At 60.0% G+C, this 20,181-nt stretch carries 15 protein-coding genes; 4 read left to right on the top strand and 11 right to left on the bottom strand.

Going from position 1 to position 20,181, the window contains the following annotated elements:
* Positions 1 to 63 precede the first annotated feature (63 nt).
* From G5195_RS17785 to G5195_RS17740, 10 genes are all read right to left on the bottom strand, one after another.
* Positions 64 to 1,368 carry an NAD(P)/FAD-dependent oxidoreductase gene (locus G5195_RS17785; RefSeq protein WP_421223587.1) on the bottom strand — a complete coding sequence of 435 codons (1,305 nt, stop codon included), beginning with the start codon at positions 1,366 to 1,368 and terminating at the stop codon, positions 64 to 66.
* A 159-nt stretch (positions 1,369 to 1,527) separates the two neighbouring features.
* Positions 1,528 to 2,607 carry a class II fructose-bisphosphate aldolase gene (gene fbaA, locus G5195_RS17780; protein ID WP_005340963.1) on the bottom strand — a complete coding sequence of 360 codons (1,080 nt, stop codon included), beginning with the start codon at positions 2,605 to 2,607 and terminating at the stop codon, positions 1,528 to 1,530.
* Positions 2,608 to 2,722: 115 nt separating this feature from the next.
* Positions 2,723 to 3,886, bottom strand: coding sequence for a phosphoglycerate kinase (locus G5195_RS17775; RefSeq protein WP_120415498.1), 1,164 nt, complete (start codon positions 3,884 to 3,886; stop codon positions 2,723 to 2,725).
* A 61-nt stretch (positions 3,887 to 3,947) separates the two neighbouring features.
* Positions 3,948 to 4,958: an erythrose-4-phosphate dehydrogenase gene (gene epd, locus G5195_RS17770; protein ID WP_124928631.1), complete on the bottom strand. Its 1,011-nt coding sequence runs from the start codon at positions 4,956 to 4,958 to the stop codon at positions 3,948 to 3,950.
* Between the two features lie 60 nt (positions 4,959 to 5,018).
* Positions 5,019 to 5,948, bottom strand: coding sequence for an ROK family protein (locus G5195_RS17765; protein WP_421223589.1), 930 nt, complete (start codon positions 5,946 to 5,948; stop codon positions 5,019 to 5,021).
* Between the two features lie 112 nt (positions 5,949 to 6,060).
* On the bottom strand, positions 6,061 to 7,128 hold the full coding sequence (gene hemE / locus G5195_RS17760) for a uroporphyrinogen decarboxylase (RefSeq protein WP_421223591.1): 1,068 nt from the start codon (positions 7,126 to 7,128) through the stop codon (positions 6,061 to 6,063).
* A 182-nt stretch (positions 7,129 to 7,310) separates the two neighbouring features.
* Positions 7,311 to 8,090 (bottom strand): NAD(+) diphosphatase, encoded by a 780-nt coding sequence (nudC, locus tag G5195_RS17755; RefSeq protein WP_421236353.1) that lies wholly within the window; start codon positions 8,088 to 8,090, stop codon positions 7,311 to 7,313.
* A gap of 259 nt (positions 8,091 to 8,349) precedes the next feature.
* On the bottom strand, positions 8,350 to 11,514 hold the full coding sequence (gene putA, locus G5195_RS17750) for a bifunctional proline dehydrogenase/L-glutamate gamma-semialdehyde dehydrogenase PutA (RefSeq protein ID WP_227342007.1): 3,165 nt from the start codon (positions 11,512 to 11,514) through the stop codon (positions 8,350 to 8,352).
* Between the two features lie 313 nt (positions 11,515 to 11,827).
* The gene (locus G5195_RS17745) at positions 11,828 to 12,433 is read right to left on the bottom strand and encodes a TIGR04211 family SH3 domain-containing protein (RefSeq protein ID WP_266135365.1); all 606 of its coding nucleotides are present in this window, start codon (positions 12,431 to 12,433) and stop codon (positions 11,828 to 11,830) included.
* Between the two features lie 146 nt (positions 12,434 to 12,579).
* On the bottom strand, positions 12,580 to 13,329 hold the full coding sequence (locus tag G5195_RS17740; RefSeq protein WP_266135366.1) for a potassium channel family protein: 750 nt from the start codon (positions 13,327 to 13,329) through the stop codon (positions 12,580 to 12,582).
* A gap of 100 nt (positions 13,330 to 13,429) precedes the next feature.
* Between G5195_RS17740 and G5195_RS17735 the strand changes: the two genes are divergently transcribed.
* Complete coding sequence (locus G5195_RS17735) at positions 13,430 to 14,680, top strand: methyl-accepting chemotaxis protein (protein ID WP_421223593.1); 1,251 nt, start codon at positions 13,430 to 13,432, stop codon at positions 14,678 to 14,680.
* A gap of 144 nt (positions 14,681 to 14,824) precedes the next feature.
* On the opposite strand, the gene gltX is transcribed toward G5195_RS17735, so the two are convergent.
* Complete coding sequence (gene gltX, locus G5195_RS17730; protein WP_323895711.1) at positions 14,825 to 16,240, bottom strand: glutamate--tRNA ligase; 1,416 nt, start codon at positions 16,238 to 16,240, stop codon at positions 14,825 to 14,827.
* Positions 16,241 to 16,513: 273 nt separating this feature from the next.
* On the opposite strand from gltX, the gene G5195_RS17725 reads away from it, so the two are divergent.
* The 3 genes from G5195_RS17725 (at position 16,514) to G5195_RS17715 (ending at position 19,868) form a co-directional block, all read left to right on the top strand.
* Positions 16,514 to 18,616, top strand: a complete 2,103-nt coding sequence (locus G5195_RS17725) for a methyl-accepting chemotaxis protein (protein ID WP_421236352.1) — start codon at positions 16,514 to 16,516, stop codon at positions 18,614 to 18,616.
* A gap of 99 nt (positions 18,617 to 18,715) precedes the next feature.
* Entirely contained in the window at positions 18,716 to 19,384 is a 669-nt protein-coding gene (locus G5195_RS17720; protein WP_103250429.1) for a LysM-like peptidoglycan-binding domain-containing protein, read from the top strand.
* Between the two features lie 274 nt (positions 19,385 to 19,658).
* A complete protein-coding gene (locus G5195_RS17715) occupies positions 19,659 to 19,868 on the top strand; it encodes a cold-shock protein (RefSeq protein WP_005338972.1) in 210 nt (69 codons plus the stop codon).
* Positions 19,869 to 20,181 lie beyond the last annotated feature (313 nt).

Below are 20,181 nucleotides of genomic sequence, written 5' to 3'. Positions count from 1 at the left end.
TATAAACAAGGGGCTGGCAAGAGTGCCTCGTTCAACCATCACTACGCAGGCTGATAATCGGAGTCAGAAGATATCCTTCATCCGGTGCCACAACATTCCCAGTGCCAGCAGCGGGGAGCGCAGCGCCGGGCCGCCGGGGAAGGTGATATGGGGCACGCTGGCAAAGAGATCGAAGCCCCGGCTCTCGCCGCGGATCGCCTCGGCCACCAGCTTGCCCGCCATATGGGTGGCATTGAGGCCGTGACCCGAATAGGCCTGGGCGTAGAGCACGTTGGGGTGTTCCTTGAGACGGCCAATCTGCGGCAGCCGGTTGGCGCCGATCCCGATCATGCCTCCCCACTGAAACTCGATGGCAGTGCCAGCGAGCTCGGGGAAGACCCGCAGCATCTTGGGCAACATAAAGGCCTTGATATCGCGAGGATCCCGGCCGGAGTAGTTGCAGGCGCCGCCAAACAGCAGGCGGCCGTCGGCGGAGAGGCGGTAATAGTCGAGCGCCACATTCTGATCGCACACCGCCATGTTTTGCGGCAGCAATCGCTGGCGCAAACGGCGATCCAGCACTTCGGTGGCGAGGATGTAGGAACCGGCCGGCAGCACCCGCCCCCCCAGCTCCGGATTGAGGTCGTTGAGATAGGCGTTGCAGCCGATCACCAGATAGTCGGCGGTGACCCGCCCATGAGCCGTGGTCACCTCGACCTGCTTGCCGTAATCGATATGGGTCACTCTGGAGTGTTCAAACAGGGAGACCCCGAGGCTGGCGGCGGCGCGCGCCTCGCCGAGCGCCAGATTGAGGGGATGCAGGTGGCCGGAGCCCATGTCGATAAGGCCGCCGATGTAGCGATCCGATCCCACCACGCTATGGATATCTTCCCGCGGTACCAGCTTGAGTTCGTGCTCATAGCCGAGGCTCGCCAGATGGTCGAGATCTTCCTCGAAGCCGGCCAGATGGCGCTGACGGGTGGCCAGATCGCAGTAACCCCAGGTGAGGTCGCAGTCGATATTGAAACGCTCAACCCGCTCGCGCACCAGCTGCACCGCCTCCAGCCCCATCAGGTCGAGTTCGCGCACCCCTTCCTCACCAATCCAGCGGGCGAACTGGCTGGTATCGTGACCGATACCGCGAATAAGCTGGCCGCCGTTGCGCCCGGAGGCGCCCCAGCCGATACGGTTGGCCTCCAGCAAGGCGACCTTGTAACCGGCATCAGCCAGATTGATGGCGGTATTGAGACCGGTAAAGCCGCCGCCGATGATGCAGACGTCAGCCTTGTGCTCCCCCTCCAGCTCGGGCCACTGTTGCGAGTCGTTACGGGTGGCCGCGTAGTAGGAGGCGACGTGCTCCTGATATCCGTTGTGCTTTCCTGCCTGCATACTCAGCATCCTGCCTTGGTTGCAAATTGTTTAATAAAATAAGCAAAGTTGTTTAGATAATACCCAGTTCCTCCTCCACTCACCAACCGGTGCGGATCACAGAAATGCAAAAGGCGCCCCGAAGGGCGCCTTTTCATGCAATCAAGGTGCTGTAACGAATTACAGTACGTCGATGGCGTTCAGGTCGGAGAATGCTTTCTCCAGACGAGCGATCATGGAAGTCTGACCTTCACGCAGCCATACGCGCGGATCGTAGTACTTCTTGTTCGGCTTGTCGGCGCCTTCCGGGTTGCCCAGCTGGCCTTGCAGGTAAGCTTCGTTCTTCTTGTAGAAGTTCAGCAGACCTTCCCAGGTTGCCCACTGGGTGTCGGTGTCGATGTTCATCTTCACTACGCCGTAGGAGATGGACTCGCGGATCTCTTCCAGAGTGGAACCTGAACCACCGTGGAATACGAAGTCCAGAGACTTGGCTGGAACGCCAAACTTCTCGGAAACGTACTTCTGGGAAGCGTCCAGGATGGACGGGGTCAGCTTGACGTTACCCGGCTTGTATACACCGTGTACGTTACCGAAGGAGGCAGCGATGGTGAAACGCGGGCTGATCTTGGACAGACGCTCGTAAGCGTAAGCAACATCTTCCGGCTGGGTGTACAGAGCGGACTGATCCATGTGGCTGTTGTCGACGCCGTCTTCTTCGCCACCGGTGCAACCCAGTTCCAGCTCCAGAGTCATGTTCATCTTGGCCATGCGGGTCAGGTACTCGCAGCAGATGTCGATGTTCTCTTCCAGAGACTCTTCGGACAGATCCAGCATGTGGGAGGAGAACAGCGGCTTGCCGGTTTCAGCAAAGTGCTTCTCGCCCGCTTCCAGCAGACCGTCGATCCACGGCAGCAGCTTCTTGGCAGCGTGGTCGGTGTGCAGGATTACCGGCACGCCGTAAGCTTCGGCAACAGCGTGAACGTGCTTGGCACCGGAGATGGCACCCAGGATGGCAGCTTTCTGACCTTCCAGCTTCAGACCCTTACCGGCGGTGAACACGGCACCACCGTTGGAGAACTGAACGATAACCGGCGCTTTAACCTTGGCGGCAGCTTCCAGTACGGCGTTAACGGAGTCGGTACCAACACAGTTTACGGCTGGCAGAGCGAAGCCGTTCTCTTTAGCGATGGCGAACACTTTCTGAACGTCATCACCAGTGATCACGCCGGGTTTTACGAAGTCGAAAATTTTCTTAGACATGTTTAATCGTCCTGTCTCGTATGCCGTTAATAAAAAATGGGGGGTTCATCATGAACCGGCACAGCGGGCACATGATAAACGAAACGGGAGGCTTTTGCCCCCCGTTCCGGGTCAATTAGGCTTTGGCGCGCTGTTCCAGAATCTCAACAGCCGGCAGAACCTTGCCTTCTACGAACTCCAGGAAGGCGCCGCCGCCAGTAGAGATGTAGGAGACTTTGTCAGCGATGCCGAACTTGTCGATGGCAGCCAGGGTGTCACCACCGCCAGCGATGGAGAAAGCCGGAGAAGCAGCGATGGCTTCAGCGATAACCTTGGTGCCTTCAGCGAACTGGTCGAACTCGAACACGCCAACCGGACCGTTCCACAGGATGGTCTTGGCGTTCATGATGATGTCAGCCAGAGCCTTGGCAGAATCCGGGCCGATGTCGAAGATCATGTCGCCGTCGGTCACATCGTTAACAGACTTGATGGTGGCCGGAGTGGACTCGGAGAACTCGGCACCTACAACCACGTCGGTGGTCACAGGAATGTTGGTCTCGGCAGCCAGTTTCTTGGCGGTATCGATCAGATCGTGCTCGCACAGGGACTTGCCGACGTTGTGACCGGCAGCAGCGATGAAGGTGTTGGCGATGCCACCACCGACAACCAGCTGGTCAGCGATCTTGGAGAGGGATTCCAGAACGGTCAGCTTGGTGGAGACCTTGGAGCCGCCAACGATGGCAACCATCGGGCGCTCGGGCTTCAGCATTGCTTTGCCCAGGGCTTCCAGTTCACCCGCCAGCAGCGGACCGGCACAAGCGACCGGAGCGAACTGGGCCACACCGTAGGTGGAGCCTTCGGCGCGGTGAGCAGTACCGAACGCATCCATTACAAAGACGTCACACAGGGCGGCGTATTTTTTGGCCAGCTCTTCGGTGTTCTTCTTCTCGCCTTTGTTGAAGCGGCAGTTTTCCAGCACAACCAGCTCACCGGCAGCGACTTCTACGCCATCCAGGTAATCCTTGGCCAGGCGAACCGGGCAGGACAGAGCGTCTTTCAGATAGTTGACAACCGGAGCCAGGGAGAATTCTTCGTTGTATTCACCCTCGGTCGGACGCCCCAGGTGGGAGGTGATCATCAGCTTGGCGCCCTTTTCCAGAGCCAGCTTGATGGTCGGCAGAGTCGCAACGATACGTGCATCGGAAGTGACCTTGCCGTCTTTTACCGGTACGTTCAGGTCAGCACGGATCAGAACGCGTTTGCCCGCCAGATCCAGGTCAGTCATCTTGATAACAGACATATTCAGTCCTCTATATTTTCCAGGTAATGTTAAAAACAGTAACCTTTCGCCCGGGGCAGGCTCAGCCTGCAACCATCATGGCCCGGGTGGTATCCAGCATCCGGTTTGCGAAGCCCCATTCGTTATCGCACCACATCAACATCTTGACGAGGTTGGCATCGCTCACTCGGGTCTGGGTACCATCAATGATGCAGGAGTGCGCATCATGATTGAAGTCTACGGAGACCAGCGGTTCTTCCGTGTAATCCAGAATACCGTGTAATGTACCTCTGGATGCCCTTTGCAGGGCTTGATTTACGTCACTAACTGTCACTTTTTTACGAACAGTAATACTCAGATCCATCGCTGTTACATTGATGGTCGGCACCCGCACCGCGATCGCCTCGAACTTGCCGGCGAAGTGGGGCAGGATGCGCTCCAGCCCCTTTGCCAGCTTGGTATCCACCGGAATGATGGACTGACTGGCAGCGCGGGTTCGGCGCAAGTCACTGTGGTAGGCATCGATGACTTGCTGATCGTGCATGGCCGAATGAATTGTCGTAATAGTACCACAATTTATCTCGAATTCTCGATGCAATGTTTCAATCACCGGCACCACGCAGTTGGTGGTACAGGAGGCGTTGGAGACAATCCGCTCCGCTCCGGTGAGGGTATGATGGTTGACCCCGTAGACCACGGTGGCATCCACATCCGCATCCGCCGGATGGGAGAAGAGTACCTTGCCCGCCCCCGCCGCCAGATGCAGCTCGGCATCGGCCCGCGAGCCGAATACCCCGGTGCAATCGAGCACCACGTCCACCCCCAGCGCCCGCCACGGCAGCTTTGACGGATCCCGCTCGGCAAACAGGGAGATGAGATCCTCCCCCACCAGCATGCTGTTGCCCGCCAGTTGCACCGGATGGTGGAAGCGACCGTGACTGGTATCGTAACGGGTCAGGTGCACCATGGCCTCGGGGGCCGCCAGCTCGTTGATGGCGACGATCTTGATGGTCTTGTCGCGCCCGCTTTCATAGAGGGCTCGCAACACGTTGCGACCGATCCGCCCGTAACCATTGATGGCAATCTTGATCATCGAGAATCCGTTTCCTTGAACCAGCAACAGGGCGGCGCACCGGCCACCCGGGAGCCCCGGCTACGACAGCAGGGCCTCCTTGAATTCACCGCGGGCCAGCAGTGCGGCCCCGAATACCCCGGCACTGTCACCCAGGGCAGGAGCAATAATGGGGGTTGCGAAGCGGGGATTAAAGAGGAAAGGCAAAATTGTCTGCCGCCCGGCGCTGTAAAGGCTCTGCACATTGCCCACCCCACCGCCGATGACGATCACATCCGGGTCGAGAATGTTGACCACATTGGCCAGCGCCTGACCAAACAGCAGGTGCAGCCGGTCGATGGTGAGCCTGGCCACATGATCGTGAGCCGTGGCGGTCGCGATTTGGGCGAGCGAGAGGTGGCGCTTGGCCTTCGCCTCGTACCAAGCCTCCAGCGCCGGGCCGCTGATCAGGGTCTCGACGCAGCCGCGCTTGCCGCAGTAGCACTCGGGGCCATCAGGGGAGAGCACATTGTGGCCCCACTCACCGGCGATGCCGTGGTGGCCGTTGAGGATCTGGCCGTTGATGACGATGCCGGAGCCAACTCCGGTGCCCATGATGATGCCGAACACCACTTTCGCATCGGGATGGTGCTGGCGCACCGCACCAAGATGGGTTTCTGCCAGCGCAAAGCAGTTGGCATCGTTGGCGATCAGCACCGGCACGCCGAGCCGGCGCTCCAGATCCTCCTTGAACGGCTTGCCATTGAGCTCGGTGGTGTTGCAGTTCTTCATCAGACCGGTCTGCGGATCCCGCGCCCCCGGCGTGCCCATGCCAATGACGGTCGGGCGCTGGCCAATCTTCTCGGCGCACTCAGCTACCAGCTTGGCGATCTGGCCGATCATATGGTCATAACCGCCCGCCCGCTCGGTGGGGATGCGGTGGCGCAGCAGCACCTCGTCGCCATCCAGCACCACGCATTCACACTTGGTACCGCCAAGATCGATACCCCAATCCAGTGACTTGCCGCTCATCTTGCCTCCTGCACGGACGCCACGCGCTCGTCGTCGCAGCGCCATTTTTTAATGTAAAACGGGGCCTGACGGCCCCGGATATCAAACACACTCTTCTTCTCTCACCCCGGCCTTAGCGACCGTGGTACTGGGCGGAGAGCTCGTGTACCGCGTTGACGAACACACCGGCATGTTCCGGGTTCACATCCTGATGGATGCCGTGTCCCAAGTTGAAGACGTGGCCATTGCCGTGACCGAAACAGGCCAGAATGGAGGCGACCTCTTCACGGATGCGAGCCGGGGTAGCGTAGAGCATGGAGGGATCCATGTTGCCCTGCAGCGCCACCTTGTCGCCGACCCGACGCTTGGCGTCGGCAATGTCGGTGGTCCAGTCCAGACCCAGCGCATCGCAACCGGTGGCGGCAATCTGCTCCAGCCACTGACCACCGTTCTTGGTGAACAGGGTGACCGGCACACGGCGACCGTCGTGCTCGCGGATCAGGCCATCGACAATCTTGTGCATGTACTGCAGGGAGAAGTCGCGGTAATCGCGCGGGGTGAGCACGCCGCCCCAGGTGTCGAACACCATGACAGCCTGCGCACCCGCCTTGATCTGGGCGTTGAGGTAGGCAATCACGCTGTCGGCCAGCTTGTCGAGCAGCAGGTGCAGGGTTTGCGGCTCTGCATACATCATCTGCTTGATCTTGGTGAACGCCTTGGAGCTGCCCCCCTCCACCATGTAGGTGGCCAGGGTCCATGGGCTGCCGGAGAAGCCGATCAGCGGCACTTCGCCCTTCAGCTCGCGGCGGATGGTGCGCACCGCGTTCATCACGTAGCCCAGCTCATCTTCCGGATCCGGAAGGGGCAGCGCCTGCACATCGGCCATGGAGGTGATCGGACGCTCGAAGCGCGGGCCTTCACCCTGCTCGAAGTAGAGACCGAGCCCCATGGCATCGGGCACGGTGAGGATGTCGGAGAAGAGGATGGCGGCATCGAGCGGGTAGCGGCGCAGCGGCTGCAGGGTGACTTCACAGGCCAGCTCGGCGTTGCGGCACAGGGACATGAAATCCCCCGCCTGGGCGCGAGTCGCCTTGTATTCCGGCAGATAACGGCCAGCCTGGCGCATCATCCATACCGGGGTCATATCCACGTCCTGACGCAGCAAAGCGCGCAGGTATCGATCGTTCTTCAGCTCTTTCATCCCAGTTCCTGAGTTCGTATCACGCATAAAATGGCGGCCATAATACCACTTTGCCCACCGGATCGGACTGCCCAAAACGTGGCAAATGGACGCGCGGTTGCAAAGATGTGAAGGGGCGCAAACCAGATCGCCCCGTTTTTAAAAAGAAGTGCAAAAAGGTTGGCGAAAAGATAAGCGCCTCGTTACCCCTCGCCAGCCAGTGACAACTCGATCAGCCGCCGGGCAATGGTGCCGTGGGGCGGCAAACGCGGCAGCCGGTCGGCGACAAAGAAAGCGGCGGCAACCAGTTCGTCATCCTGCACCATTATCTCGCCGCTCTCGTAGTCGGCGGTAAAGCCCATCATCAGGCTGTGGGGGAATGGCCAGGGCTGGCTCGCCACATAGCGCACATTGCGCACCCGGATGCCGCTCTCCTCAAACACCTCCCGTGCCACGCACTGCTCAAGGTCCTCTCCCGCCTCCACAAAGCCGGCCAGCACGGTATACATGGGATCGTCCGCCTGATAGTGACGGCGATGGGCCGCCAGCAGGATCTCCGCCCCCTTGCGCACCGCCACGATAATGCAGGGTGAAATGCGCGGATAGGCCGTGTGGCCGTGGTGGCACACCTGCGCCCACTCCCCCGCCTTCGGGGTCATGGGGACGCCGCACTCACCACAGAAACGGTGGGTGCGGCGGAAGGTAACGAGCTGCCAGGCACGGCCCGCGAGACGAAACCCCTCTTCATCCCCCGCTACCATCAACTGGCGCAGGGGGCTCATAGCGCTCGTGTCAGCCTCATCACCCAGATCGAGCAGATAGCAGGGCAGCCCCTGCCACTCGTCAAAACGCTCGAAATGGGCGTCAGCCAGCGCTGTGGGCAGGCACGCTTTACTTCCTTGTGGCACCTCTCCCTGCTGATCGAGCAGTACCAGATGATCGCCCCCCAGCACGAACCAGCAGGCTTGTTCGGTTAATGACATCGGATAAACACTCTCGTTAAGTCAGATTAAACAACGCCACGGTCACAGCAGGCTGCAGCAGGGGCAAAATAGCGCGAATGGGCCCCATCTTACGACTGGCAAGCGCCACTGACGACCCCGCCGCCACAACAAAATCGTCTCCGATCTTCTCCCCGCCGGGGCCAAAACTGGCGAGCAAGAGGAGCATACCAACAAAGAGGCCGCCCGAAGGCGGCCCGCTGTTATCCGGTATCCCGTATCCGGCCTCTATCGACGCAGATCAGGCATCGCCCATCGCCAACAGGGAGGCGTTGCCGCCCACTGCAGTGGTGTTGATGGTGCGGGTCTTCTCGGTAACAAACCGCCCGAGATAGTGGGGGCCACCCGCCTTGGGGCCGGTGCCGGAGAGCCCCTGGCCGCCGAACGGTTGCACCCCGACCATGGCGCCGATCTGGTTACGGTTGATGTAGACGTTACCCACATTGATGCGGCTTGCCAGCTCCTCGGCGTGGGATTCGTTGCGACTGTGGATCCCGAGCGTCAGGCCATAGCCGGTGCCGTTGATGTCGCTGATCACCTTGTCCAGATCCCGGGTGGCGTAGCGCACCACGTGCAGGATGGGACCGAACTGCTCCTTCACCAGCTCGCGGATGGAGCCGATCTCCAGCGCGGTCGGCTGGACGAAGTGTCCCTCCATGGTCGCGGCGGGCATCGGCGCCTGGGCAATCAGGCGAGCACGCGGGATCATGTAGGCGAGGTGAGCATCGAGACCGGCCTTGGCATCGGCATCGATCACCGGGCCGACGTCGGTGTTGTGCTCGGTCGGGTTGCCCACTTTCAGCTCCTGCATGGCGCCGGTGAGGATCTCCAGCACCCGCTCGGCGATCTCCTCCTGCAGGTAGAGCACCCGCAGGGCCGAGCAGCGCTGACCGGCGCTCTGGAAGGCGGCGCTCACCACGTCGCGCACCACCTGCTCCGGCAGGGCGGTGGAGTCGACGATCATAGCGTTCTGGCCGCCGGTTTCGGCGATAAGCGGCAGGATGGCGCCATCGCGCTGGGCCAGGGTCATGTTGATGAGCTTGGCAGTCTCGGTGGAGCCGGTGAAGCAGACGCCGCCGATGCGCGGATCGGCTGTCAACTTGGCACCCACGGTGGCACCGTCACCGGGCAGCAGTTGCAGCACGTCGCCCGGAATACCGGCCTGATGGGCCAGAGTCACCGCCAGATGGGCTATAAGGCCGGTCTGCTCCGCCGGTTTGGCGATGACGGTGTTGCCGGTGGCCAGCGCAGCAGCAATTTGGCCGAGGAAGATCGCCAGCGGGAAGTTCCACGGGCTGATGCAGACAAAGACACCGCGCCCCTGCAGGAACAGCTCGTTCTGCTCGCCGGTATAACCGGGCAACAGGGTTGCCTGCCCCATCAGGCCGCGGGCCTGCACCGCGTAGTAGCGGCAGAAATCGACCGCTTCACGCACCTCGTCGATGCCATCTTGCAGCAACTTGCCCGCCTCGCGGGTACAGAGGGAGACGAACTGCTCGCGGTTCGCTTCCAACAGATCCGCCAGCTTCTCCAGCGCGGCAGCACGCTCGCTCACCGGGGTTTCACGCCAGCGCGGGAAGGCAGCGTGGGCAGATGCCAAAGCCTGTTCCACCGCCTGCTCGTCGGCCCAGTGGATCTTGCCGACAGTCAGGCTCACATCCTGCGGGCTCAGCACGGTGCGTGCCTCGCTGCGCTTGAGGGTCTCGCCATCGACGATGGGGCCCGCCAGCCACTGCTTGCTCTCCAGCTCTTTCAAGCGGGCGAAGAAGGGGCGCTGGATGGAGAGGATGTTCATGTTGACGCCGCTGGAGTTCTTGCGGTCGATGAAGAGGTTCACCGGCTGGGGAATGCGGTCGTTGGCAAAACCGGAGTAGCGCTTGAGGGTGCGCAGCGGGTGCTCGGCCAGCGAGTCCACCGGGGTGTTGGGATCCACCAGCTTGTGAACGAAGGAGGTGTTGGCCCCGTTCTCCAGCAGGCGGCGTACCAGATAGGGCAGCAAGTCCTTGTGGGCGCCGACCGGCGCATAGATGCGGCAGTGCAGGCCGGGATTGTCGTTCAGCACGGCGTTGTGCAGCTCCTCCCCCATGCCGTGCAGACGCTGGAATTCAAACTGGCGATCACCGGCCATCTCCAGAATGCTGACCACGGTATTGGCATTGTGGGTGGCAAACTGGGGGGCGATAAAGCCACGGGTCGACTCGCTCAGCAGGTAGCGGGCGCAGGCGAGGTAGGAGATATCGGTGCCCGCCTTGCGGGTAAATAGCGGGTAGCCGGGCAGACCCGCCTGCTGGGCATATTTCAGTTCGCTGTCCCAGTAGGCGCCTTTTACCAAGCGAACCGGAATGAGGTCACCCTGCTCGCGGGCCAGTGCGGTCAGCCAGCAGAGTACCGGCAGGGCGCGCTTGGAGTAGGCCTGCACCACCATACCGAGCTTGCCCCAACCACGGTTGGCGTCGGAGCGGTAGAGCTGCTCGAACAAGTCCAGCGACAGCTCGAGTCTGTCCATCTCCTCGGCGTCGATGCTGATGGCCACATCCTTGTCGCGGGCCAGACGCACCAGCCCCACCAGCCGCTCGCACATTTCGCCGAGCACCCGTTCGCGGTTGGCCACGTCATAGCGTGGATGGAGTGCCGAGAGCTTGATGGAGATGGAGGGGGCCGGGCCGCCGTCGCTGATCCGCTCGTTACCCACCGCCTCGATGGCGTTGCGGTAATCGGTCAGATACTTGTCGGCATCCTGCATGGTCAGCGCAGATTCACCCAGCATGTCGTAGGTATGGGTGTAGCCCAGCTCGCGGGATTTGCGGCTCGCCTTGAGCGCCTCCTTCATGTCGCGCCCCAGCACGAACTGCTTGCCCATGATCTTCATGGCGGCATACATGGCGGATCGCACCACCGGCTCCCCCAGCTTGTTGACCATCCGCCCCAGCAGGTTGGCCGGGTTGCCGTCGAGCTTTTTGTCGAGCTTGATAATCTTGCCGGTCAGCATCAGCCCCCAGGTGGAGGCGTTGACCAGAGTAGAGTCGCTCTTGCGGAAATGAGATGACCAGTTGGCGCCGGAGAGCTTGTCCTTGATCAGGGCGTCAGCGGTCTCGGCATCGGGAATGCGCAGCAGCGCCTCGGCCAGACACATCAGGATAATCCCCTCCTGAGTATCCAGGCTGTACTCCTGCAGGAAGGCGTCGATACCGTCACCGGAGCCGCTCTCCTTGCGCACCTTGGTCACCAGAGTACGGGCACGCTGGGTCACCTGCTCCAGCGAAGCACCATCCCCCGGCAGCATGGCCGACAGTTCGGCCAGATAGGCATTTTCATCCACCACGTAGTTTTGGGTGATGGCTTCGCGCAGGGCGGCCAGATCGGAGGGGATATAGTCAGCGGCAAGCACTTGAGTAGCTTTGAACATATGGGGTCTTCCTGTACGCCCTAGGGCTGATATCAACAAAGGCGGACGTGCCGCCGAAACGCCGATAATGTATACAATGTTGCACCTTATATGAAATGAATTTGTTGCCATTCTTTAACAAAGATCGCTCATCCCCCCCATAAATTCCCTTTTTAAGCCAATACGCCAGCAAGCGTGAGGGTCACCTGACTTCATTTTGTATACGATCTTCCGCCGCTCTATCGCAAAGCAGCCACGCATTCCGTCCAATACGCCCTAAAAAAGAAGGGCCGCCACGGCGACCCTTCTTAGCAATTCATTCAGCCAGATGCTGTCAGTTCATCCAGCGATCGCCACGGCTGCGACGACGGGGCAGCATGGGCAACAGGATGCCAAGCAGGATACCGGCCCCCACCATGGCACCACCACGGATAAACCAGTCCATCTGCATGTCGTGCTCCTGGTTGTCGTAGCTCTGGGTCAGGGCATCATTCTGCTCTTTGAGATTGCTCATCTCCTCACCCTGACTGACCAGCTGGGCCTTGAGGGCGGCGATCTCCTTGCTCTGGGCAGCGATCTGGCCATCCTTCTCGGTGAAGCGTTTCTCGTTGTCACCGTTGAGGTTCTGCAGGCGATCTTTAAGCTCATCGCGTTCTTTTTCCACCTGGGGCAGACGCTCGCGCAGGCTGATCTGGCTCTGCAGTTCGCTGTTCTTGATCCACCCCTCGCGGCCACGACCGTCCACCACCTGGGTGAAACCGGCCTCGCCGTTCACCGCCTTCACCTCCAGCGGTTCACCAGCCTTGACGCTACCGAGGATCCGGTACTGGGTACCCGGACCATTGTGGATATAGGTAAAGATGTTGTCTGAAACATAACGGGTATCGGCCAGTGCCTGTTGGGCACACAAGCAGATCAAAATCCCGAGAAGGGCGCGCATGGTCGATCGGTTCTCTTTTTCTGGTGTGGACAAGAGGTTGAATGTTAAGCCGCCAGCAGGCTAAAGGACAAGCAAAGAAAAAGCAGCTCCCCCCGGATATAAAGCGCGGAGTTGCGAGTCACCTCGCAACTTGCCCGCCCTTGGCCTCACTTGTTTTTCAGCTCCCGCACCTCGCTGCGCAGGGCGCGGATCTCTCGCAGCAACTCCTCTTGCTGGTTGTTGTAGTGATGACGCCACTTGTCGGTCTCGCTCTCCTTGGCAGGCTGCAAAAAGATGCTGGCCATAAAACCGCTTATGGCACCAAACAGACCGACCCCGAACAGGATCAGCAGGCTGGCGACAAAACGCCCCTCCTCGGTCTTGGGTACCAGATCGCCATAGCCCACGGTCGACAGGGTCACCAGCGTCCACCAGAAGGCGTCATAGGGGGTCTCAATCTGGCTGCCGGGCTGGCCCGACTCAATCCAGTACATGACGCCGGAGCCCAATCCCAGCAGCAGGACGAAGAGGAAGAGGATGCCGGAGAGGGTGGTCTCGTTGCGCTCGCGACGGAACATGGCCCAGAGATCCGGGTGCTCCTTGAACAGTTGATAGACCCGCCACAACTGGAGCAGTCGGGCCCAACGCAGCTGCTCCACCATCGGCAGACTACCCGGCAGATAGAACCAGTTTGCCTTGAAGTAGGCTTTGCGGTCTGGAGCACGGATCCAGCCATAAGCAAAATGCGCGAGGAAGAAGTAGCAGATCAGACTGTCCAGGTCATAGAAGAGCTGCAGGGTCTGGGGAGTCAGGGTTTCGTGGCCCCACCAGCGGGCCGTCACCAGCAGAACCGAGACAATCGACAGAAATGCCATCAGCAGATCCATCGCCCGTAGATGAGTTAAGTGATGTCGCATACATTTTCCAACTTTAAGCACAGTGCGAATTAATAAAAGAGAAGATAATGCCGATAGCCTTGAGGGCAAAGGAAAAGCGATATTCAAAGGAGATTTTACGATGCAGTTGAACCTGCTGGAGAAGCGGATGAGCAACATTCGGTTGGTACCCAAAGTGGTGCTGCTGATGGTGTTCAGTACCCTCCTGCTACTGACAAAACTCTGGTTTGACGCCAACAATCTGGAAGCGACCCTGCTCAGCGAGGGGCTTGATCCGGACAAAGCCAACGCCATTGCCGACCGCCTGCTCTGGAGCGGCCTGATGGAGACCACCATCATGGGGCTGCTGTTCGTGATCCTGCTGATGACCGGTTCCCGCCTGATGGTCAAGCAGGTGCACTATCTGGTGGATCTGCTGGAGCGCTTCGCCAAGCGGGATCTCAGTCACAAGGTGTTGCTCAAATCTCGGGATGAATTCGGTGACATCGCCAAGGCGGTCTCCCACTCGCAGGAGAACCTCAAAGCAGTGTTTAACAACCAGCGCGCCGCCTGCAAGGAGCTCAACGACATCGCCTCTCAGGTCACCCTCTGCATGGAGGAGGCCAACGAAGCGATCAACGAAGAGTTCACCCAGATCGAACAGCTGGCGAGCGCCATGAGCCAGATGGTCGGCGCCATTCGCGAAGTGGCTGCCCATGCGGATCAGGCCTCTCACGCCACCGCCGAAACCAGCCAGCTGGCAGAAGCGGGGAGCCGCTGCGTCGCCGATACCGTCAGCACCATCGACACCCTCTCCGACAACATCCAGCGCTCCGCCACCGTGGTCAATCAGGTGGAGCAAGGGGTCGAGCGCATTGGATCTGTGGTCGACACCATTCGCGGCATCTCGGAGCAGACCAACCTGCTGGCACTTAACGCGGCCATCGAGGCGGCCCGCGCCGGTGAAGCGGGTCGTGGCTTTGCCGTGGTAGCCTCCGAAGTGCGCGAGCTGGCCAACCGGGCTCAAGCTGCCACCGTCGAAATTCAGAAGATGATCGAACAACTGCAGGGCAATGCCGGTCAGGCCGCCGAACTGATGGCCCAGAGCGTGCGCCAGGCCGACAAGGGGGTGGAACAGGTGACCCAGGCCGGAACCCAGCTGGCCACCATAGTGCAGCGGGTACAGGGTGTCGCCGACATGAACCGCCACATCGCAGCCGCCTCCGAGCAGCAGAGCTCGGTCGCCGAAGAGATGCGCGGCAATCTGGAACAGGTCAAGCAGATCGCCGAAGGCTCCGTCGTGGTGCTGCGCGAGCTGCAAGAGGCCTCCGAGCTGGTCGAACAGCACAGCAAGGAGCTCGACAGCCAGATCCACTCCTTCAAGCTCGCCTGACTGCTCGCCCTGGTCGGGCATGACCGCGTTGTGCCCTGCCGCCGCTCCCGGCCATAAAAAAATCCGAAACCAGTGGTTTCGGATTTTTGCTATTCAGCATGTGGCAGAGCAGGGTTGTCCCCTCGCCTGCCACCTCGGCAGAACTTACTCGGCAGCCATGCGGGCTTCGATGTAAGCCAGTGCGCGGTCGATACGAGCGAGAACACGCTCTTTACCTACCAACGCCATTACCGCGTCGATAGCAGGAGACTGGCCCAGACCAGTGACGGCCACACGCAGCGGCATACCAACCTTGCCCATGCCCTGACCCAGCTCGGCGGCGGTCGCTTCTATCAGCTCGTGCAGCGCTTCGGTGGTCCAGCTATCCAGTGCAGCCAGCTTGGTCTTGGCCAGAGCCAGCGGCTCGGCAGCGACGCCACGCAGGTGCTTCTTGGCAGCGGCTTCGTCGATGGCCTCGTACTCTTCGAACAGGTAGCGGCTCTGGGCGGCCATCTCGACCAGGGTGTTGCAGCGCTCGGCCAGCAGGGTGACCACGTCGGCCAGAGCCGGGCCATTGCTGGTGTCGATCTTCTGGTTTTCCATGTGCCATGCCAGATGCTTGGCCACATAAGCCGGATCCAGGCTGCGCATGTAGTGGTTGTTCAGCCACAGCAGCTTGTCGGTGTTAAAAGCTGAGGCGGACTTGGAGATGGCATCCAGGCTGAACAGCTTGATCATCTCTTCCAGGGTGAAGATCTCCTGATCGCCGTGGGACCAGCCCAGACGTACCAGATAGTTCAGCAGCGCTTCCGGCAGGTAGCCGTCATCGCGGTACTGCATCACGGAGACAGCACCGTGGCGCTTGGAGAGCTTGGCGCCGTCGTCACCCAGGATCATGGAGACGTGGGCAAATTCCGGCACCGGCGCGTTCAGCGCCTTGTAGATGTTGATCTGGCGCGGGGTGTTGTTGATGTGGTCTTCACCACGCACCACGTGGGTGATCTCCATATCCCAGTCATCGACCACTACGCAGAAGTTGTAGGTCGGCGCGCCGTCGGTACGGCGGATGATCAGATCGTCTAGCTCGGTGTTGGCGAACTCGATGCGGCCACGGACGTGGTCATCGAACACCACAGAGCCTTCGGTCGGGTTGCGGAAGCGGATCACGTGCGGCGCATCGGCCGGGTGATCGTGGGCGTGGTCGCGGCACTTGCCGTCGTAACGGGGCTTCTCGCCGTTGGCCATCTGGCCTTCGCGCAGTGCTTCCAGACGCTCTTTGGAGCAGTAGCACTTGTAGGCGCGGCCATCGGCCAGCATCTCGTCGATCAGACCGTTGTAGCGATCGAAGCGCTTGGTCTGGTAGTAGGGGCCCTCATCCCAGTTCAGCTCCAGCCATTCCATGCCCTCAATGATGGCGTCGATCGCCTCCTGAGTGGAACGTTCCAGGTCGGTATCCTCAATACGCAGCACGAACTCACCGCCCTGGTTCTTTGCAAACAACCAGGAATAGAGTGCGGTACGGGCACCGCCGACATGCAAAAAGCCGGTCGGGCTGGGAGCAAAACGGGTTTTGACTTTCATCTTTAAGCCTTGTGTAGAGGGCCTTGGGCCAATTCGTTAAAAAAACCGTCGCATTTTAGCACCGACAATCACGGATGGGAAAACCATGACGCCATTGCGGGCTAAAGTAGGGGATTAAATCTGTCGCCATTTGCATCTGTAGCCCGATATTTGAAGAGGATCGCAAAACCGAAGCCCCGTTTCCGATTTGCTATGCACAATGCTGGAGAGCTGCCTCCTCCGGTCGATACCCAAATAACGCTCACCACACTTCTCACGAACAAGGAAGAGACGATGCAGTTCCGTTCTATCCAGAATCGCATTCTAGTGATGGCCGGGATCGCCATGACCGCAGCCCTGGTCATCCTGATCCTGCTCAACCAATACTCCGGCAAACAAACCCAACAACTCACCATCAGCTCCAGCCGTGAAGCGCTGCAGCAGGAGGCATGGCAGAAGGTCAGCGCCAATGCCCGCGCCGAGGCGGCCACCATCACCCAGCTGCTGCAAAAAGGGCTCTCCTACACCCAGCAGATGGCCAGCGCCCTCGCCCTGCAACAGCAAGGCAAACTGCCGCTGGATCGCCAACAGGCCACCGACCTGCTCAAGGCGCAGCTCGCCCTTGAACCCCAACTCTATGGCGCCTTCGCCGGCTTCGAACCCAACGGTTTCGACGGTCAGGATGCCAGCTTTGCCGGTCAGACCGAGCTCGGTAGCGACAGCAAGGGGCGCTTTGTCCCCTACTTCTATCGCGACAAGGATCAAATCGGTACCGATCTGCTGCTCTCCATCGAAAAAACCGACCCGGACGAATTCGGCAATCCCGCCAACGACTACTACGCCTGCCCGAAGCGGGAAGGACGCTCTTGTCTGATCGATCCTTTCAAAGTGGATATCAACGGTCAGCAGGTGCTGGTGAGCACCATCACCACCCCCATCATGGTGGATGGTCAGTTCAAGGGGATCGCCGCGCTGGATCTGGCGGTGGACTCCATCAGTCGTCAGGCCAAGAGCCTCAACAGCAATATCTATGACGGCAAGGGCGAAACCCTGATCGTCAGCGCCGCCGGTGTCATCACCGGCACCAGCGGTGATGCCAGCCTGCTCGGTAGCAGCGCAAGTAAGGTGCTGGGCGACCAGTGGCAGCAGTACCTGAAACCGGAAATTCAGCGTCAGGAGCTGGACGAGTCATTCCGTATTTCCGTCCCCATCATGGTGTCGGGAATGAGCCGCAACTGGGCCATCATCGTCACCCTGCCCTACAAGGTGGTACTGGCGGGCGCCGATCAACTGGAAAGCCAGCTGAGCAACATGAACCAGGCAGCCATGACCCAGCAATTGGTGGGCGCCGTTATCGTACTGGTGCTGGCGCTGGCCACCATGCTGGTGATTGCCCGCAGCATCACTGGCCCCATCCGTCAGATGGTCAGCTTGGTGGATGACATCGCCGATGGTGAAGGGGATCTCACCAAACGCCTCACGACCCGCTCGGTGGATGAGCTGGGGGATCTCGCCAAGGGGATAAACCGCTTTATCGACAAGCTACAAGGGCTGCTCGGGGATGTGCTCAAGACTGCCAGCGAGGTGAACCGCTACGCCGGTGATACCGATCGCATCGCCGGCCAGACCGACAACAACCTGCAGCACCATCAGGCGGAGATGGAGCAGATGCTGACCGCGGTGCAGGAGATGTCCTACGTCAGTCAGGAGGTCGCCACCCACGCCAACAATACCGCCGACTCGGCCAAACAGGCGCAAAGCGCGGCCGATCAGGGCAAGGAGCGCTTCCAGCAGGTGATCCAGTCGATGCACAAGGTCGCGGCAGAAGCCGGGAAAGGGGCCGAAGTGGTGGAAGGGCTGGCCCACGATAGCGCCCAGATCACCAGCATCCTCACCGTCATTCAGGGGATTGCCGATCAGACCAACCTGCTGGCCCTCAACGCCGCCATCGAGGCTGCCCGGGCTGGCGAACAGGGCCGCGGCTTTGCGGTAGTCGCCGACGAGGTGCGCAAACTGGCGGGCAATACCCAGCAGGCGGTGCAGAACACCCAGGAGCTGATCGAGAAGATCCGCCTCAGCTCCACCAATGCAGTCAACGCCATCACCCAAAGCCAGCAGCTGACCCATCAAGCGGTGGGCGAGGCGGATCTGGCGGAAGAGGCGCTCGGCAGCATCTACCAGGCCATCTCCACCATCAACGACATGACCTATCAGATCGCCTCCGCCGCCGAAGAGCAGAGCTCGGTCTCAGAAACCGTCTCCGGCAACCTGTCAAAAACCAACGCACTGGCCAACGACATTGCTCAGGATGCGACCGAAACGGCCAAAGCCAGTCAGGCTTTGCGTCATGCGGCCGACAAATTGCAGCAATTATTGGGTCAATTTCGTCTCAGCTGATAATTTTCCGCATCAGGACTCTCCCCCTCGGGGGCGAGTCCGTTTACCATAGGCGACGAATTTGCCTGATGGCAGGCAATGTAGTGAGAGGTAAATGCCGTGCCCACCCCGGACCGTCGCCCACGAGGCCATAACAGACGAGCCCAGCAGCGTCGCCAAGACGAATCACAAGGATCCCTGCTCCATCGCATCAATGCCGCGACCCTGTCCCTGCGCCAACGTTTTGGCCAAGGGATGAGCAACCTCGGCCAACGCCGCCAGGATGCCAAAGCAGGCAAATTCAAGCTGTCCAGCCCGCTGCCCCGCAAAAACACCATAGGTCTGCTGATCCTGATCCCGCTCTGGTTGCTGGTACTGGCCTGGGAGCCGGCACCCTCCGCTCCCAAAGCAGCCCCTTCCGGCTCGCTGGAAGTGCCGCTGGCCGTACCTGCTCAAGCTCTAACTGTCGGTAATGGCGCGGCAGGCAGTGCCCCCGCGGCAGCTAAACCAGTCGAAGAGAAGGTCAACGGTACCTGGCTGCAACACGATGTGCAGGCGGGTGAGACCCTCTACTCCATCTGGCGTAAATTCGAGTTGCCGGGTGCCGAGCTGAGCCGCCTGATCGCCATCGAGGGGCCGGATCGCCCCCTGACCCGCCTGCAATCGGGCCGCTCTATCTTCATCCTGGTGGACGACACCCGCCGCATCCAGCGGGTGGAGATCCGCTCCTACGGTCAGGCGGTCTACCGCTACGACCGGCAGGGCGAAGGGTTCGCCCTCAAGGAATAACAAAAACGGGAGGCGCTGGCCTCCCGTTTTTTTCAGTCAAATATCTTCAAATAAGCTACTGACTTCACAATATTTTTAGCTTGTTCAAAAAACGAAAGGGGTCAAATTGACAAGGATCGGCGCTAACGTACAATCGTTTGTGCTTTAGACAGGGATTGTTCTACGTGCTACTGGGACAAAGAGACGTGGTCAGTCATGAGCCAACCCCTGCTTGCAAGGCAAATGCAGCCCAGCACGGGCTTAGTTTCATTTTGTTATTGATAGGATTTAGCACATGTCTGACATTCGCACCGGCCAGGTAAAATGGTTCAACGAAACCAAGGGTTTTGGCTTTATTGAACAATCCCAGGGTCCGGACGTATTCGTTCACTTCTCCTCCATCCAGAGCACCGGTTTCAAAACCTTGGCTGAAGGTCAAAAAGTCCAGTTCACTGTGACCCAGGGCAAAAAAGGCCCTCAGGCTGAAAACGTTACTCTGGTCTAAGCCCGCGCCAGTGAATCATGCAGGAGGAGCCAAGGCCCCTCCTCTTTTTTGCCCGCAATTCTCGCCTCCCACCACCTGTTACAACCGCTTGCCTCGTACAATCCGCACCATGAGCCCACGTCCCCTTACTGTTGGCAGGAGGTGGCAGAGACGCGCCTAGTAAACGCCAGATACAACAAAACATCGCAGCGCGATGTGAAGGGCAATTCAAAGGAATTATGAAAACTTCGAAGAGAGATTGGAGCGGGAAACGAGACTCGAACTCGCGACCCCGACCTTGGCAAGGTCGTGCTCTACCAACTGAGCTATTCCC

Origin of the sequence: Aeromonas sp. 601039, assembly GCF_049174415.1 — a bacterium.
GTDB classification, from domain to species: domain Bacteria; phylum Pseudomonadota; class Gammaproteobacteria; order Enterobacterales; family Aeromonadaceae; genus Aeromonas; species Aeromonas veronii_A.
This window is presented reverse-complemented; position numbering and strand designations above follow the sequence as displayed.

Excerpts from the sequence above, each read along its gene's own strand:
- G5195_RS17775 (WP_120415498.1), bottom strand. The coding sequence starts at position 3,886 with ATGTCTGTTATCAAGATGACTGACCTGGATCTGGCGGGCAAACGCGTT.
- G5195_RS17715 (WP_005338972.1), top strand. The coding sequence starts at position 19,659 with ATGTCTGACATTCGCACCGGCCAGGTAAAATGGTTCAACGAAACCAAG.
- G5195_RS17740 (WP_266135366.1), bottom strand. The coding sequence starts at position 13,329 with ATGCGACATCACTTAACTCATCTACGGGCGATGGATCTGCTGATGGCA.
- G5195_RS17765 (WP_421223589.1), bottom strand. The coding sequence starts at position 5,948 with ATGAGCGGCAAGTCACTGGATTGGGGTATCGATCTTGGCGGTACCAAG.
- gltX (WP_323895711.1), bottom strand. The coding sequence starts at position 16,240 with ATGAAAGTCAAAACCCGTTTTGCTCCCAGCCCGACCGGCTTTTTGCAT.
- epd (WP_124928631.1), bottom strand. The coding sequence starts at position 4,958 with ATGATCAAGATTGCCATCAATGGTTACGGGCGGATCGGTCGCAACGTG.
- G5195_RS17745 (WP_266135365.1), bottom strand. The coding sequence starts at position 12,433 with ATGCGCGCCCTTCTCGGGATTTTGATCTGCTTGTGTGCCCAACAGGCA.
- G5195_RS17725 (WP_421236352.1), top strand. The coding sequence starts at position 16,514 with ATGCAGTTCCGTTCTATCCAGAATCGCATTCTAGTGATGGCCGGGATC.
- putA (WP_227342007.1), bottom strand. The coding sequence starts at position 11,514 with ATGTTCAAAGCTACTCAAGTGCTTGCCGCTGACTATATCCCCTCCGAT.
- G5195_RS17785 (WP_421223587.1), bottom strand. The coding sequence starts at position 1,368 with ATGCAGGCAGGAAAGCACAACGGATATCAGGAGCACGTCGCCTCCTAC.
- fbaA (WP_005340963.1), bottom strand. The coding sequence starts at position 2,607 with ATGTCTAAGAAAATTTTCGACTTCGTAAAACCCGGCGTGATCACTGGT.
- nudC (WP_421236353.1), bottom strand. The coding sequence starts at position 8,090 with ATGTCATTAACCGAACAAGCCTGCTGGTTCGTGCTGGGGGGCGATCAT.
- G5195_RS17735 (WP_421223593.1), top strand. The coding sequence starts at position 13,430 with ATGCAGTTGAACCTGCTGGAGAAGCGGATGAGCAACATTCGGTTGGTA.
- hemE (WP_421223591.1), bottom strand. The coding sequence starts at position 7,128 with ATGAAAGAGCTGAAGAACGATCGATACCTGCGCGCTTTGCTGCGTCAG.